The organism is Burkholderia sp. B10, from assembly GCF_004368385.1.
Taxonomy (GTDB): domain Bacteria; phylum Pseudomonadota; class Gammaproteobacteria; order Burkholderiales; family Burkholderiaceae; genus Burkholderia; species Burkholderia vietnamiensis.
On record NZ_PQMX01000001.1, the window covers coordinates 172,723 to 187,924 of the forward strand.

The window sequence follows — 15,202 nt, forward strand, 5'->3', positions numbered from 1 at the left end:
CGTCACCGCCGTCGTCACGCGTCGGCGAGCAACGCGTGCACGGCGGCCACGACGTCGCCGACCGTGCGCACGGACTTGAACTCTTCGGGCTTGATGCGTTTGCCGGTCATTTCCTGGAGCTTGATCGCCAGATCGACGGCGTCGATGCTGTCCAGGTCGAGTTCTTCGAACAGGTGCGTGTCGGGCTGCACCTGTTCGGGCTCGATCGCAAAGTTCTCGTGAAAGATGGCGCGGATGCGCTCCAGGATTTCTGCGTCGGTCACGAGAGACTCCCCTTTTCCAGCACGGCTTCGTGCGATGCCTGATGAGACTGCTGCTCGGCGATGAACGCCGCGAGCGTGTTGACCGACCGGAAATGCGCCTTCGTGCGCTCGTCGTTGGCGGCGATCGTCAAATGAAACTTCTTGCGCAGCATGATGCCGACTTCGAGCGCATCGACGGAATCGAGCCCGATGCCGTCGGTCGAGAACAGCGGCGCATCGTCGTCGATGTCGTCGATCGTCATGTCGCTGAGATCGAGCGTCTCGATCAGAAGCTGCTTAATTTGCAGTTTTAAAGTAACCATGCTGAATGAGACTTTGAGTAATGTGCACTTCCACCTCGCGGGCAATGCTGCGCGCGGCGATCGACGGCGACGCGACGTTCGCCGCCAGCCGGTCCAGGTCCATCGGTTCGAGCACGTCGATGCGCATGCGGAACGCACGAGACGGCACGTGATACCAGCGCAGCGTCTTGGTGAATACCGGCGGGTCGCAATCGATCAGCACCGGCTGAATCCTGCTGCCCGACTGCAGCGCCATGTGCGCGAAACCGCGCGAGAACGCGTGCAGGCGATTGCCGCCCGGGCTGCGCGTGCCTTCCGGAAAGATGATCATCGTGTAGCCGGCCGCCAGCTGGCGCGCGCCGGCGTCGACCAGCTCCGTGGCGTCCGCGTTGCTCACGTACTCGGCGGCGCGCACGATGCCCCAGAAGCACGGGTTGCCCCAATGGCCGCGCTTGACCACGCAGCAAGCCTTCGGCGTCAGCGACAGCAGCACCATCACGTCGAGCCAGGTCGGGTGGTTCGCCACGACGATGGCCGGGCCGCGCTGCGCCAGCCGCTCGACGCCGCTCAGTTCGAGCTTCATCACGCCGACGCGCTGCAGCAGCGCGACCAGCGCGCGAAAGAAATGATGGATGACGAGCGTGACGCCGCGCTGACGCGAACGCCGATGCGGCCACAGGGCGCCGGCGACGATCGCCAGCAACGAGAAGACCGAGCCGCACAGCGCGAAAAACGCCAGGCTCGCGCCGGTCGCGAACAGGCGCCAGCCGTAGTCAAGCCGCGCGATCATGCCAGCTCCATCGCCACGATGCATGACGGCTGCGCCACGACGCCGTCGCGCGCGTCGACAGGCAACGCAGCAGCGCGGCGCTTTGCGTGCCGGCTGCGTCGTCGGCCTCTTCGTCCGCGCAGTCGTCCGCATCCTCGGCGGCCATCTCGCAGGTCAGATAACCGGCCGGTTCGGCGGCGCCCAGCAGGATGGCGAGGCCGACGCTCTCCGGATCGTCGTCGACCGCGCCGTACACGGGATCGGCCGGCTCGTGCGCATAGACGAGCATCACCGGCGACGCCGGCGAGGTTTCGTATTGGGAATAGGCTTCGAGCAGCGCGTAACCGAGCGTTTCGTGTCCGGCCGCGATCGCGGTCGCGGGCGAGCGGTCGCGCCTGGCGATGCCGAAGATGCCGGTGACCGCATTGAGAACCGAGAGGCTGAACGCCGTCGGCGACACGGGCTCGCGCGCGTCGATGGCGGCGAGTATGCCGGTGGTGCGCGCCAGCTCCCCGTGGCGCGATGCGAACACCATGCGCAGCGGATCGTCGTCCGATCCTGCGCAGTCGTACGCTGCCTGAAGCGCGACACGCGACAGCCGGCTCAAGCGGCGTCGCACCATCGGATCGAGGGCTTCGACGCCCGGTGCCCCCGCGGTCGAAATCGACGTCCATCTGGCGATTGGCATGGTCCAATGCAAATCGGCCATTTTTTTGTTCTCTTTACGGTTACTTCGCTGAGGGTAGTTTTTTTAATGCGCCGCTCGCGATGCGCAGTCAGATGCCGTTTCATCCAGCATGCCGTCCTGCACGTCGGACTCGACGGTTCGAGACATCGGCTTACCGGCTCCCCGGAGCCATACAGCCGATCACGCAGGAAATCGCAGCGGTCACGCAACACAATCGACGGACGGCCGACCGTCGGGCGGTCTTGTTTCGGCGAGACTGTAACAGGACCGTCGTGCGAAATCAACGCGACGACGCCGGCGTCACACAATACTTAATCCGATTTGTCAATTGTTATCAAACGCTCGATTCGAAAGCGTCAAACGGACGGGAGTATAACGCGTTAGCGGTCGGGCGCATAACCGGCGAGCGCGATGTCGTGAACCGGATCGCCGGCGTTCATTCGCGCGCGCGTCTCGACGCGGTATGCGGGCGCATGTCGCCGGCGGGCGCACCGTTGCGTCGAACCGCGGGCCTCGTTCGTGACACTGACGCGCTTGGCGCAACCGGCGATGTAGTCGCGGGCATTTCGAGCGCGCCGAAGAACGCGCAATGCGGACCATTATCCGAATCCAGTATCGGCCGCCGCGGAGGTATTCGATTACATCGTGACGTTTCCCGATTCGATGCGGCGATCACGTTGTCGTCGCGATACCCGGTATTTTCTTTTGGTGAAACGGGCGTTGGCCTTCGCCTCGGCGTTTCCAAAATCGCTCGGCGGCGTCTGACCTGCCGCGCCCCGCCCGACGCCGCTTCAACTCTGCGGCAACGCCAGCGTGAAGACCGCGCCGCCCTGCTCCGCATTGCCGGCCGTCAGCGTTCCGCCGTGACGATCGACGATGCCGTAGCTGATCGACAAGCCGAGCCCCGTTCCACGCCCCTGTGGCTTGGTCGTGAAGAACGGCTCGAACAGATGGGGCAGATGCTCCTCCATGATGCCCGTGCCGTTGTCGCGCACCGTGACGATCACCTGGCCGTCACGGTGGGTCGCGTCGATCCAGATCTCCGGCGTGCCTCGATGCGCGCTCGACGCGGCGTCGCACGCGTTCTGGATCAGGTTCATCATCACCTGCAGCAATTGCCCCGCGCTGCCGTGCACGAGTTGCGGCTCGCCGGGCGACCAGTGAACGTCGAAATCCGGCCCCGCGCCTTTCCTGATCCAGTGAATCGCGCGCGTCACGACCTCGTTGATGTCCACCGCGCCGAGCTCCTCGCGATCGACCGCGGAGAACCTGCGCAACGCGCTGACGATGTCCGCCGTGCGCTGCGCGCCTTCGACCATTCCGTCGACCAGCGACGGCAAGTCGGCCAGGATCGGATCGATCCGCAGTTCGGTGCGCAGCCGGGTGCGCTCGGCCGCCGATAGCGGCTGCGCCGTCGCGTCGATGAAGCGCGTCAGGCGCTCGCCATACCGCTTCAGCACATGCACGTTGCCGAGCACGAAGCTGATCGGGTTGTTCAGCTCGTGCGCGACGCCGGCGACCAGACGCCCGAGCGCCGCCATTTTCTCCGAGTGAAGCAGTTGCTGTTGCGCATGCTTGAGCGCGTCGTGCGCTTCGCGCAACTGCCGATACGCGCGTTTGAGCTCGCCCGTCGGGCGGCCCACCAGCAGGTAGCCGAGCCGGCGGCCGCGCGGGCCGCCGCGCGGCGTACAGCTGAAGTCGACCGGCACGGCCGCGCCCTGCCGGTCGCGCATGTTCAGTTCGACCACCGTGCCCTGCGCCGGCGTGCCCGACGCCGTGACGGCGCGCAGCGCGGTGACGCTCGCGTCGTCGGCGAGCCAGCTCTCGAAGCGCGATCCGCGCAGCACGCTGTCCGGCTGCCCGAGCAGTTCGCACATCGCGGCATTGGTTTCCTCGACCTCGCCGCGCGCGTTGCACGCGGCCAGCACGTCCGACATCGACGACAGCAGCCCGAGAATGAACTGCTGCGATTGCTCGAGCTGCGCGTTCTTCTCCTCGAGCGCAATCTCGTCCTGCACGAGCTGCGAGTAGACCTCGTCCATCTTGTGGATCACTTCGAGCCAGGCTGCGTCGTCGAGACCTTCGGCATCGGGCCGGGCGTCCGGCCCCGCGGCGGCGTGGCTCAGCGCGTCCGCGCCGGGCGCCGCGCGACGCTTCGCCGTCGGTTTGGGTGGGTTCGATCGATTGCTCGCCATGACGCTGTCAGTACGCTGTTCGTAATCCGGGTTCGGCCGACCGTGGCGGCCGGCTCAATGCACCGTGCAGACCATGCACGGGTCGAAGGACCGCACGATGTGCTGGACCGCCACGGGCGTCGTCTCGCCCGGCTCGACCGGCGCGCCGATCAGCGCGGCTTCGAGCGCGCCCGGACGGCCGCCGGCATCGCGCGGCGAGAAATTCCACGACGTCGGCGCAATGATCTGATAATTCGCGATCCTGCCGTCCTTCACCGCCAGCCAATGGCCCAGACTGCCGCGCGCGGCTTCGTTGAGGCCGACCGCGCGGCCCTCGTCCGGCAGCGCGAAGGCCGCGCAATACGGCATGCCGGGCGCGAGCGCGCGCACCCACTGCTCCATCATCGGCACGACGCGGGCCAGCTCCAGCAATCGCGCCAGCACGCGCGTGTACACCGAGCCGCCGCAACGCGCGACGGCGTCGGCGATCAACGGGTGACCATCCGCCAGTTGCCGCGCGATCGCACCGGTTTCCAGCGCCGCGCCGTTCAGCCGCGGCGCCTTGTTCCAGGTGTAAGCGCCCGGCTTGTCCGCGCGCGGCTCGGTGAGCCCCGCAAACGGATGCCGCGCGCCGCCCGCATCGTCCAGCCATGCATGCGTCGCGTCTTCCGTGATCGCGTCGAGATCGAGCGCATCGGCCTGCTTGCGCTGCGCGTCCCAGACGCCGCCGCGGAACGCGTGCGCGCCGTCCGGTTGCGGATACGCGCCATACGACAGGTACAGGTCGGGGCCGGCGCCGAGGCGGTCGAGACCGAGATCGTCGGCGAGCGTCAGGAAGAACCGCAAATCGCCACGCCGCTCGCCGCGCGCGCGCCAGGCGGCGAGCGCGGCTTCGCTGTCGAGCTGCGCGATCTCCTCGAGTGGCGCGTCGAACAGCACCTCTTCGAGAAACTGCCGGAATTCGCCGATGAACCCCAGCAGGCGGATCCGCTCCGCGTTGTCGATCGCGCGCGCGCTGCCGCCGGGCTGGATCGAACCGGTGTGCGGCCACTTGCCGCCGAGCGTGCCCATCAGGCGCAGCCAGCGTTGCCGCGCGGCAAGCGAGGCGCGGTGCCGTTCGCCCTGATAAGGCGTGAAGCGCGACACCGCTTCGGCGTGCCACGCGCGCGCCGCATAGACCGGCCGCACGAAATCCGGCATGAAGAACAGATAGAAGTGACTGAGGTGATCGGCGAGGTTCTCGGCGGCGAGCATCAGGTTCGTCGCGATCTGGCCGTTCGGCGCGGGCGTCACGCCGGCCAGGTCGGCCAGCGCGCGCGCGGCCGCCACGCCCTGCGACACCGAGCAGATGCCGCAGATGCGCGGCACGTAGACGAGCGCATCGAGCGGATCGCGATCGAGCAGGATCTGCTCGAAACCGCGAAACATCGTGGCGTTCACGTGCGCGTCGCTGACCCGGCCGTCGACGACCTCGATGCGCACCTCGAGGTCGCCTTCGACGCGATTGAACGGACCGATCACGAGTCGAGACATCAAGACACCTATTTATTACGGGGCCGCGAACGGACCGCGGGCGCGACTTTCAGATGATCGGCCGTCGCGTTTTCGCGCACGCGCTTCGGCGTCGCGGCCTTCGACAACGACGCGAGCGCGACGAACCACGCCTTCGGCATGTCGCTCGGCAAGCCGATCGGGATGCCCGCGACGTTCGGCGTGCGGTGGAACGCGTGGCCGGGCTCCTCGAAGCCCGGCTCCGTGCAGTTGATGCACGCATAGCCGCCGCGCGTGCACGAGCCGTCGCCGTTCCACAAGCGCGTGTTGCAGTCGGCATGCGCCTGCGTGCCCTTGCAGCCCATGTGCTCCATCATGCAGCCGAGATCGGACGGACGCACGGCGCTCGCCTTGTACTCGTAGAACTCGTTGCGCGTGCAACCGTGATGGACGAGCTGGTCGGCATAGAAGCGCGGCCGGCCGAGCGTATCGAGCGCAGCCGGATCGAGCAGCGACATCGACAGCGCGCTCAGCGTCTCGACGACCCAATCCGGATGCGTCGGGCAACCGGCCACGTTGACGACCGGAAAGCCGCTGCGCGACCGGTACGCCGCGCCCAGCAGCCCGCCCGGCTGATCGCCGTCGTACTGGAGCCCGCAGGCATCGGCCGGATTCGCGCCGGCCGCGGTGATGCCGCCGTAAGCGGCGCAGGTGCCGATCGCCACCGTGTAATGCGCGACGCTCGCGAGCCGGGCGACCCAGTCGATCATCGGCACCCCGGTGCCGGCCAGCACGTGAAAACGCCCCGTGCCGTTCGGGCCGCGCAGCATCGCGCCTTCGACGCACAGCGCATGCAGCTCGACGGTACCGTCGAGGCACGCCAGCAGCACGTCGCGGGCGTCCGCGCCGGTTTCGAGCGACAGCGACGGATGCCACAGCAGCCGAATGCCGGCGCGCGACAGCATGCCGGAGAAGTCCGGCGTGTCGGCGCACAGCAGCGACATGTTGCAGCCGCCGCAGCCGCCCGACTGCAGCCACAACACGTTGAACGCGCCGGTGCCGTCGGGCGCGCGGGTATCGACGCTCATTTCTTCTCCAGACCGAATCGCTGCATTTTCTGGCGCAGCCCGGCGCGCGACAGGCCCAGCTCGGACGCGGCGCGCGTCTTGTTCCACCGGTGCCGCAACAGCGCCTCCTTGATCAACATCGTCTCCATCGCATCGAGCCGCTCCTGCAACGTGCCGGCCGACGCAATCTGCGCTTCCGGCCCGCGTGCGGCCGGCCCCGACTGCCCGCGCAGCACCTTCGGCGAGAACGCGTCGGCGCGGATCAGGTCGTCGTCGCTCAGCGCGACCGCGCGGTAGATCTCGTTGCGCAGCTCGCGAATGTTGCCCGGCCACGCATAGCCGAGCAGCACGGCCAGTGCATCGCGGGCGAAGTCCAGCCCGGCCGGGCGCGACTCGTGCTCGGCGATGGCCTGCAGCAGCCGGTGCGCGATCGGCACCAGATCGCCGCTGCGCTCGCGCAGCGGCGGCAGCGCCAGCGTGGCCGTCGCGATCCGGTAGTAGAGATCCTCGCGGAAACGCCCGGCCTCGACTTCGCGCTCGAGGTCGCGATGCGTCGCGGCGATCACGCGGACGTCCACCGGCACCGCGCGCGTCGCGCCGACCGGCCGCACCTCGCCTTCCTGCAGCACGCGCAGCAGCCTGACCTGGAAGGCGAGCGACGTGTCGCCGATCTCGTCCAGGAAGATGGTGCCGCCGTTCGCGCGCTGGAACAGCCCCGCGTGGTCGTGAACCGCGCCGGTGAAGGCGCCGCGCTTGTGGCCGAACAGCTCCGATTCGAGCAGCGTGTCGGCCACGGCCGCGCAGTTCTCGACCACGAACGGGCCGGCCGCGCGCGGGCTCGCGTAGTGGATCGCGCGCGCGAGCATCTCCTTGCCGGTGCCGGACTCGCCGAGGATCAGGATCGACAGGTCGTAGCGCGCGAGCTTCGACGCGAGCTTGCAGATCGGATCGAGCGGGCTGCCCGGCGCGCGCACGATCGCATCGAAGCCGAGCGTGTTCTGCACCTGCGCGAGCTTCTCGTGGCTGCGCTGCCGCAGCAGCGGGACGCTGTTGCGCAACTCGAGGTCGAGCCGATGCATGTCCTGCTGCAGCGACTGCGCCTCCGCGGCCTGGCGCACCGTGTGGAGCAGATGGTCGGGCATCCACGGCTTCAGCACGAAGCGGTGGATGCCGGCCTGGTTGATGCCCGCGACGATGTCCTCCGAATCCGTGTAGCCGGACACGATGATCCGCACGGTGTCGGGCCACGTCTCGCGCACTTCGGACAGGAACTCGACGCCCGTGCGCCCCGGCATCCGCTGATCGCAGAGGATCACGGCGACCGGCTGCTGTTGCAGGATCGCCCGCGCCTCGTCGGCGGAGCTCGCGGTGAGCACCTCGAACTCCTCGTCCAGCACGCGGCGAATGGTTTCCTGCGCGCGCAGCTCGTCGTCGACGACCAGCACGGTGGGGGGCCTGCGCAGCGGCGCCGGGTCGGGTTCGGGGTCGGTGCTGGGATGGACGGGTAAAGGCGAGCTCATGGGTCGATCGAGGCCGTGCAGATCCGGCCGATTCAGGCCCGCCGCACGCGGAATGCGGCAGCAGGCGGCCTGACAACGCGCATGATACCCGCGTCGGACGATCCTCGCCGTTCCGCGGCGTCAGCAAATGCGCGGCAGCTGTTCGCCCGACAGCCAGTCGGCGATCCGCCGTCCGCCGAACTTCGTCTCGACCTGCACGAAACCGTGCGCGTCCTCGGTCACCTCGCCGATCTGCACGGCGTGCGCGCCGAGCGGATGCGCACGCATCGCGGCCAGCAGCGCGGGCGCGTCCTCGGCCGCGCAGACGGCGACGAGCTTGCCTTCGTTGGCCACATAAAGCGGATCGAGGCCGAGCAGCTCGCATGCCGCGTCCACTTGCGGCAGCACCGGAATCGCGTCCTCGCGGATCAGCATGCCGACGCCCGACTGGCTCGCGATCTCGTTGAGCGTGGTCGCCAGCCCGCCGCGCGTCGGGTCGCGCAGCACGCGCACGCCCGGCACGGCCGCCAGCATGCTCGCGACCAGCGTGTGCAGCGCGGCGCTGTCGGAGCTGATCTCGACGTCGAACTCGAGCGCCTCGCGCGTCGACATGATCGCGACGCCGTGTTCGCCGATGGTGCCCGACAGCAGCACCGCGTCGCCCGGCCGCGCGAGCGCGCCGTCGATCCGGATGCCCGCCGGCACGACGCCGACGCCCGTGGTCGTGATGAACACGCCGTCGCCCTTGCCGCGCTCGACGACCTTGGTGTCGCCGGTGACGATCGGCACGCCGCACTCGCGCGACGCGTGCGCCATCGATTCGACGATGCGCTTCAGGTCCGCCAGCGCGAAGCCTTCCTCGATGATGAAGCTGGCGGCCAGGTACAGCGGCCGCGCGCCGGACATCGCGACGTCGTTGACCGTGCCGTGCACGGCCAGGCTGCCGATGTCGCCGCCCGGAAAGAACAGCGGCGACACGACGTGCGCGTCGGTAGCCATCACCACGCGCTCGCCGGGCGCCGTCGCAGGCGGCGCGAACGCGGCCTGATCGTTGCCTTGCCGCAGCCATTCGTTGTCGAAGGCGGCGACGAACAGCTCGCGGATCAGCTGCGCCGACGCGCGGCCGCCCGCGCCATGACCCATGTCGATCCGGCCGTCGCGGAAATTGAGGGGCCGCACGTACGCGGGCTTGGTCCGGGGGGTCGGTGTCGAGCTCATGCGGGTACCAGCGGAATGTCCTTGAAACGGCCATACGAGTAATGCGCGGCGCACGCGCCCTCGCTCGACACCATGCACGAACCCATAGGATTCTCGGGCGTGCACACGGTGCCGAACAGCGAGCAGTCGCGCGGCTGCTTGAGGCCGCGCAGGATCGCGCCGCACTCGCATTTGCGGTGGTCGGCGACGGGCCGGTAGACCAGCCCGTAACGCGCTTCGGCGTCGTGGCGCGCGTATTTCGCGCGGATCCGCAGCGCGCTGGCCGGCACCTCGCCCAGGCCGCGCCACTCGAAGCTCTCGCGGGCCTCGAACACGTCGTCCATCAGCGCCTGCGCGGCGGCATTGCCGGCACGCGTGACCGCCCGCGAGAACTCGTTCTCGACCTCGGCGCGGCCGTCGTTGACCTGGCGGATCAGCATCAGGATCGCCTGCATCACGTCGAGCGGCTCGAAGCCCGCGATCACGACCGGCTTCCGATAGTCGCGCGCGAAGCCCTCGTACGGCGCCGAGCCGATCACGATGCTGACGTGCGCGGGGCCGATGAAGCCGTCGAGCGGCACGGCGTCGGCCGCCACGGCCGGCGCCGCGAGCAGATGCGTGATCGCGGCGGGCGTCAGCACATGGCAGCACAGCACGCTGAAATTGTCGACGCCGGCAGCGGCCGCGTCGCGCACGATCAGCGCGGTGGGCGGCGTGGTGGTCTCGAAGCCGATCGCGAAGAACACGACCTCGCGGTCGGGATTCAGGCGCGCGATCTTCAGCGCGTCGAGCGGCGAATAAACCATCCGGATGTCGGCGCCGTGCGCCTTCGCGCGCATCAGCGACATCCCGCCGGAGGCCGGCACGCGCATCGTGTCGCCATAGGTGCAGACGATCACGCCGCGCTCCAGCGCGAGCTGCACCGCGAGATCGATGCGTCCGACCGGCAGCACGCAGACGGGGCAGCCGGGGCCGTGGATCATCCGCACGTTGGCAGGCAGCAGGTCGGTCACGCCGTAGCGGGAAATCGCGTGCGTGTGACCGCCGCAGAATTCCATGAAGTGATAGCGCGTGCCGGGCTGCGCCTCGGCCTGAATGCGCGCGGAAATGCGTTCGGCGAGCGCGCGGTCGCGGAATTCGTCGATGTACTTCATTGCGGCGCTCCGCTCGGAGGCACGTCGCCGTCGCCGGCCGCGTGCGCCAGTTCGCCGAACAGCGCGAGCGTACGCTCGGCCTCGGCCGGATCGATCCTGCCGAGCGCGTAGCCCACGTGCACGATCACGTATTCGCCCAGCCGCGCGTCGGGGACGAGCGCGAGCGAGATCGTCTTGCGCACGCCGCCGAGGTCGACGACGCCCATGTCGGCGTCGCGCAGCTCGACGACGCGTGCGGGAATGGCTAGACACATGTCGAAACTCCTTCGGACGTCGCGCGCACGGCGCCCGACGTCAATGTATGCGCGGCGACCCATGCCTGGCCCAGCGCCAGGCCGGCGTCGCCGCATGGCACCGACGACGGCGCGCAGCTGCGCACGCCGCGCGCGTCGAGCGCGGCGCGCAAGCGCGCCGACAGCAGCCGGTTGGCGAAGCACCCGCCGCCGAGCAGCACGGCACGTCCGTGCGCGACCGCGGCGGCCCACGCGGCGAGCGCGTCGGCGAGCGCGAGATGAAACAGCGCGGCGCCATGCGCGCTCGCGCCGGCATCGGCCAGTTCGAGCACGCGAACCAGCAGCGGGCGCAGGTCGAGCTCGCCGTCGTCGGCGATGCGCCACAGTCCGTCCGTATCGGGCTCGGGATGGTCGCGCAGATAGTCGGCGGCGTGTCGTTCGAGCGCGATGGCGGCTTCCGCCTCGGTGCGCTGATGGCGGCAGATGCCGAGCAAGCCGGCCGCCGCGTCGAACCATCGGCCCGCACCCGTGCTCGGCGGACAGTTCAGGCCGCGCGCCAGCATCGTGCCGATCGTGCGCGCCGCGCGCGCGCCAACGTCGCCGCCGAGCCGCGCTTCGATCTCGTCCGCGCGGCCGAGCGTGTGCAGCGCCGCGGCGGCCATGCGCCACGGCTCGCGGGCCGCGACGTCGCCGCCGGGCAGCGCGAGCGGCGTCAAATGCCCGAGCCGCCGCCAGCCGTCCGGCGCGACCTCGAGCAGTTCGCCGCCCCACGCGGCGCCGTCGGTGCCGAGCCCGACGCCGTCGAGCGCGAGGCCGACGACCGGCTCCGCGAGCCCATGCTCGGCCGCGACCGCGCCGATGTGCGCATGGTGATGCTGCACCGCGATCGCCGGCACGCCGAGGCGCTCGCTCCATTCGACGGCCAGCCGCGAGCTGTGGAAGTCCGGATGCAGGTCATGTGCGATCGCGCGCACCGGCCGACCGGCTTGCCGGGCCGCATCGACGAGCGACGCGACGGAGGCCTCGAGCGCGACGCAATGGCGCGGATCGTCGAGATCGCCGTGCAGCGGCGACCAGTACACGTCGCCGTCGACGTACACGCACGCGGCATTCTTCAGCCACGCGCCGGTCGCGAGCACGGTGTCGGCGCCCCACGCGCGCGGCAGGCGTTCGCGCCGCAGCGTCATGCCGCGTCTCCGGCGCGACGCTGCTGCGCGCGCAGCGCCGCCAGCTCGGCCTCCAGCTCGCTGATTCGCGCGGCCAGCGGATCGTGCTCGTCGCCCGTGCGCAGAACCCAGTCGAGCCACGCGTCGATCCCGTCGCCGGTGGTCGCCGACACGCAGATCACGTCGAGCGCCGGATTGATGCGGCGCGCGTATTCGATGCAGCGCTCGACGTCGAACTGCACGTACGGCAGCAGGTCGGTCTTGTTGACGATCATCAGCCGCGCGGCGGCGAACATGTCCGGGTACTTGAGCGGCTTGTCCTCGCCTTCGGTCACCGACAGGATCGCGACCTTCGCGTCCTCGCCGAGATCCCACAACGCCGGGCACACCAGATTGCCGACGTTCTCGATGAACAGCACGCTGTCGGGCTGCTGCGCCGCGCCGCGGCGCTCGGACGAAGCGTGCGCGTCGTGCGGGTGGTGATGATCGTGATCGTGGTGGTGATGTTCGTGGCCGTGGCCATGCGCGTGGCCGTGATCATGACCATGCGCGTGCAGCGGCAGCCGTTCATAGGCCGCCGCGACCATCGCCGCATCGAGATGGCATCCCTTGCCGGTGTTGACCTGGATTGCCGGCGCGCCGGCCGCGCGAATGCGCTCGGCGTCGTTCGCGGTTTGCTGGTCGCCTTCGATCACGCCGATCGGCAACGTCGGCGCGCGCGCGCGCAGCGCAGCGATCGTCGCGCACAGCAGCGTCGTCTTGCCCGAGCCGGGGCTCGACACGAGATTCAGCGCGCGTACGCCGTGCGCCGCGAAGTGCCGCCGGTTGTGCGCCGCATGGCGATCGTTCTCGCCGAGCACGTCCTGCTCGATGCGCACCGTGCGCCCCTGATCGAGGCCGTGCACCGTGACGCCGGCCGGCCCGAGGCCGTAATGCAGGTCACCGCTCGCCGCATCGGCGCGCACGTGCGCTTGAGCGTCGTGGTGCGCGTGATGCGCATCGTGCCGATCCCGGTGCGCCCCGTCGGGGCTGTCGCAGCCGCATACCACGCACATGTCGTTCTCCTTCCGCAATTCGGTTGATTTCAGGCATCGTCGACGAGCATGTCGACGATGCGCAATTCCGTGCCGCCGTTCGGCTGCAGCCAGTAGCCGCCGCAGCGGCCGCACGGCTCGCCGCGCGCGGCCAGCGGCACGTCGCAATGACAGTTCAGGCACCACGCGCGGCCCGGCGGCTCCGCGATCTCGATGCGCGCGCCGGCCAGGCAGGTGCCGGGCGCCATCGCATCGAGCGCGAAGCGCAGCGCGTCGACCTCGACGCCCGCGAGCCGGCCCACTTCGAGCCGCAGCACGTTGACGCGCGCGAAACGCTCGCGCGCGGCGGCCGCCTCGACCGCCGCGAGCACGCCGCCCGCCAGACTCACTTCATGCATGTCGATCGGTTTCCATTCGTATGAGCATCGTCGCGCCGAACCGGCGCGGCGGTTTCGAGAGCATAGGCGATGCACGGATCGAACGCGCCCATCAATGCGCCGACGCGCGCCGCGAGCGCGGCATCGTCGCCGCCGTCCGGCCGCACATCGACGCGGGCGAGCGCGTGCGCGAGCGTGCCGTCCGGATGAAAATTCCACTCCGTCGGCGACACCACGCGGTAGTCGGCGACGCGCGCGGCGTCGCCGGGCACGAGGCGCACCCAGTGGATCAGCACGCCGCGCGCCGTCTCGCACCATGCCATCGCCTCGCCGGGCGCGAGCGCCAGCGTGCCCGATCGCAGCGCGAACGCGGCCGGACCGCCGGCGGCGAGCCGCGCGAGCTCCGCGACGCGCGCGCCGAGCCGCAGCCATGCGCTGTCGTAAGCGGCTGCGTGCGGATCGCCGCAGCGGGTCCAGACGCCGGTTTCGGCCGGCGCGCCGTCCTGTTCGGGCCGCTGCGCGAAGCGCGGGTCGCCCGCGATCGCCGCGCCGATCCGGCGCAGCCGCGCGCGGTCCGCGCCGTCGATACGCAGCGCGCGCGGCGGCATCCGCAGCGCGTCGGCGACCGTGCGGCAGTGCAGCAGCAGCGACGCCGGGAAGCTCGTCGCGCGCGCCGTCCATGCGCTCAGACAGGCGCGCGGATCTTGATCCCAGCGGGCGAGCCAGCCGTCGGCCGGTTCGCCGAGCACGTGACGTTCGATCCATTCGCGCGTGCCGGCCGCCCGTACGTCGGGCAGCGCGCACGGCGCGCCGCCGACGAGGCGCGCGGGCCAGTCGAGCCAGATCCGGCGCAGATGCTCGGCGATCGTTTCGCGCGCGAGCGTGGCCGAGCGTGCGTCTTCGCCGTCGCGCTCGCCTTCACCACGGCTCGCGTCATGGTCATCGCCCGCGCCGTTGCGATCGACGTTGCCATCAGCGTCGCCTTTGCCACCGCAATCGCCAGCCGCTCCGCCCGCATTCGCATACGCGCCGGCCGCCGTCACGGCGAGCTCGGCGCACAGCGCGTGCGCGCGCCCGCAGAGCGAGAACACCGCGGACAGCCGCGGCGCGGCCAGCGCGGCCGGCTGACCGGCGAGCAGCAACCCGGCGAGCGGCGGCCGGCCGCCGTCGATGCTCGGCGAGCGGCCCGGGCGCACGACGTATCGCCCGGCCAGCGCGGCGAACCCGGACGTATCTTCGCTCGTGCTCGCGACGCCCGTCATGCGCCGGCCTCGCGCGTCGCGGGCCGGCGCAGCAGGAACTCGCGCCGGCTCGTGCGCGGCGGCGCGTCGGCGGCCGCGGAGCGCAGCTGGGCGAGCACCGCGCGCGCAGTCGCCACCGCGCTCGCGTGATCGCTGAAGTCGAACATCGGCGAAAACAGCGAACAGCACGCGTGCGCGCCGGCCTGCGGCACGTGTGCGCCGATCCAGTCGAACTCGACGGCGCCCACGCGACGCGCGGCCAGCTGCCCCGGCGACGGGCACGGCTGAGCCGCGCCGTTCCCGCCCGGCAGCCACACGAGGTTCATGAACCACGGCGTGACGAGGATGCCGAGCAGATCGCCGCTGGCATCGCCGCCCGCAGGATACGGCCCGAACGCCACGGCCTCGACCCGCAAGCCGGGATGCACGACCGGCATGCCGAGCATCGTGGTCGCCGCGACCGTCGTGTAGTGCGCGACGAGCGCGCCGATGCGCGGATCGGACGATCCGCCCGGCAGGGACGCCCGCAACGCAGCGCCGTCGCGGGTCGGGCTTCGCGTGGTCAACG

The 15,202-nt window shown here is 70.2% G+C and carries 16 protein-coding genes; all 16 read right to left on the bottom strand.

All coding sequences use genetic code 11. The features are described 5' to 3' along the window. Nucleotides 1-14 precede the first annotated feature (14 nt). Nucleotides 15-263 (bottom strand): acyl carrier protein, encoded by a 249-nt coding sequence (locus C3Y15_RS00755; RefSeq protein ID WP_011880087.1) that lies wholly within the window; start codon nucleotides 261-263, stop codon nucleotides 15-17. Then, entirely contained in the window at nucleotides 260-565 is a 306-nt protein-coding gene (locus C3Y15_RS00760; RefSeq protein ID WP_059454731.1) for a phosphopantetheine-binding protein, read from the bottom strand. Before C3Y15_RS00760 ends, C3Y15_RS00755 begins: the two co-directional genes overlap by 4 nt. After that, nucleotides 540-1,334 (bottom strand): lysophospholipid acyltransferase family protein, encoded by a 795-nt coding sequence (locus C3Y15_RS00765; protein ID WP_059493766.1) that lies wholly within the window; start codon nucleotides 1,332-1,334, stop codon nucleotides 540-542. The genes C3Y15_RS00760 and C3Y15_RS00765 overlap by 26 nt, the downstream gene beginning before the upstream one ends. Next, nucleotides 1,318-2,022, bottom strand: coding sequence for a beta-ketoacyl synthase chain length factor (locus C3Y15_RS00770; protein WP_059493764.1), 705 nt, complete (start codon nucleotides 2,020-2,022; stop codon nucleotides 1,318-1,320). Before C3Y15_RS00770 ends, C3Y15_RS00765 begins: the two co-directional genes overlap by 17 nt. Nucleotides 2,023-2,792: 770 nt before the next feature. Continuing rightward, the gene (locus tag C3Y15_RS00775) at nucleotides 2,793-4,196 is read right to left on the bottom strand and encodes an ATP-binding protein (RefSeq protein WP_081052186.1); all 1,404 of its coding nucleotides are present in this window, start codon (nucleotides 4,194-4,196) and stop codon (nucleotides 2,793-2,795) included. 54 nt (nucleotides 4,197-4,250) lie between these two features. Further along, a complete protein-coding gene (locus C3Y15_RS00780) occupies nucleotides 4,251-5,708 on the bottom strand; it encodes a nickel-dependent hydrogenase large subunit (RefSeq protein ID WP_059493762.1) in 1,458 nt (485 codons plus the stop codon). An 8-nt stretch (nucleotides 5,709-5,716) separates the two neighbouring features. Beyond that, a complete protein-coding gene (locus tag C3Y15_RS00785) occupies nucleotides 5,717-6,754 on the bottom strand; it encodes an NADH-ubiquinone oxidoreductase (RefSeq protein ID WP_011880079.1) in 1,038 nt (345 codons plus the stop codon). Then, complete coding sequence (locus C3Y15_RS00790) at nucleotides 6,751-8,253, bottom strand: sigma-54 dependent transcriptional regulator (RefSeq protein WP_045579647.1); 1,503 nt, start codon at nucleotides 8,251-8,253, stop codon at nucleotides 6,751-6,753. The genes C3Y15_RS00785 and C3Y15_RS00790 overlap by 4 nt, the downstream gene beginning before the upstream one ends. A 120-nt stretch (nucleotides 8,254-8,373) precedes the next feature. Next, nucleotides 8,374-9,450 (bottom strand): hydrogenase expression/formation protein HypE, encoded by a 1,077-nt coding sequence (gene hypE, locus C3Y15_RS00795; RefSeq protein ID WP_059457504.1) that lies wholly within the window; start codon nucleotides 9,448-9,450, stop codon nucleotides 8,374-8,376. After that, nucleotides 9,447-10,583, bottom strand: a complete 1,137-nt coding sequence (gene hypD, locus C3Y15_RS00800; RefSeq protein ID WP_059457503.1) for a hydrogenase formation protein HypD — start codon at nucleotides 10,581-10,583, stop codon at nucleotides 9,447-9,449. The genes hypE and hypD overlap by 4 nt, the downstream gene beginning before the upstream one ends. Then, nucleotides 10,580-10,837: a HypC/HybG/HupF family hydrogenase formation chaperone gene (locus tag C3Y15_RS00805; RefSeq protein WP_059493760.1), complete on the bottom strand. Its 258-nt coding sequence runs from the start codon at nucleotides 10,835-10,837 to the stop codon at nucleotides 10,580-10,582. Before C3Y15_RS00805 ends, hypD begins: the two co-directional genes overlap by 4 nt. Then, on the bottom strand, nucleotides 10,828-12,003 hold the full coding sequence (locus C3Y15_RS00810) for a hypothetical protein (protein ID WP_059493758.1): 1,176 nt from the start codon (nucleotides 12,001-12,003) through the stop codon (nucleotides 10,828-10,830). The genes C3Y15_RS00805 and C3Y15_RS00810 overlap by 10 nt, the downstream gene beginning before the upstream one ends. Then, a complete protein-coding gene (hypB, locus tag C3Y15_RS00815; protein ID WP_059493756.1) occupies nucleotides 12,000-13,037 on the bottom strand; it encodes a hydrogenase nickel incorporation protein HypB in 1,038 nt (345 codons plus the stop codon). The genes C3Y15_RS00810 and hypB overlap by 4 nt, the downstream gene beginning before the upstream one ends. Before the next feature lie 29 nt (nucleotides 13,038-13,066). Next, entirely contained in the window at nucleotides 13,067-13,414 is a 348-nt protein-coding gene (locus C3Y15_RS00820) for a hydrogenase maturation nickel metallochaperone HypA (protein ID WP_011880072.1), read from the bottom strand. Next, entirely contained in the window at nucleotides 13,402-14,655 is a 1,254-nt protein-coding gene (locus tag C3Y15_RS00825) for a hypothetical protein (RefSeq protein ID WP_059493754.1), read from the bottom strand. The genes C3Y15_RS00820 and C3Y15_RS00825 overlap by 13 nt, the downstream gene beginning before the upstream one ends. Further along, complete coding sequence (hybE, locus tag C3Y15_RS00830) at nucleotides 14,652-15,200, bottom strand: [NiFe]-hydrogenase assembly chaperone HybE (protein ID WP_081052185.1); 549 nt, start codon at nucleotides 15,198-15,200, stop codon at nucleotides 14,652-14,654. The genes C3Y15_RS00825 and hybE overlap by 4 nt, the downstream gene beginning before the upstream one ends. Between the last annotated feature and the right edge of the window lie 2 nt (nucleotides 15,201-15,202).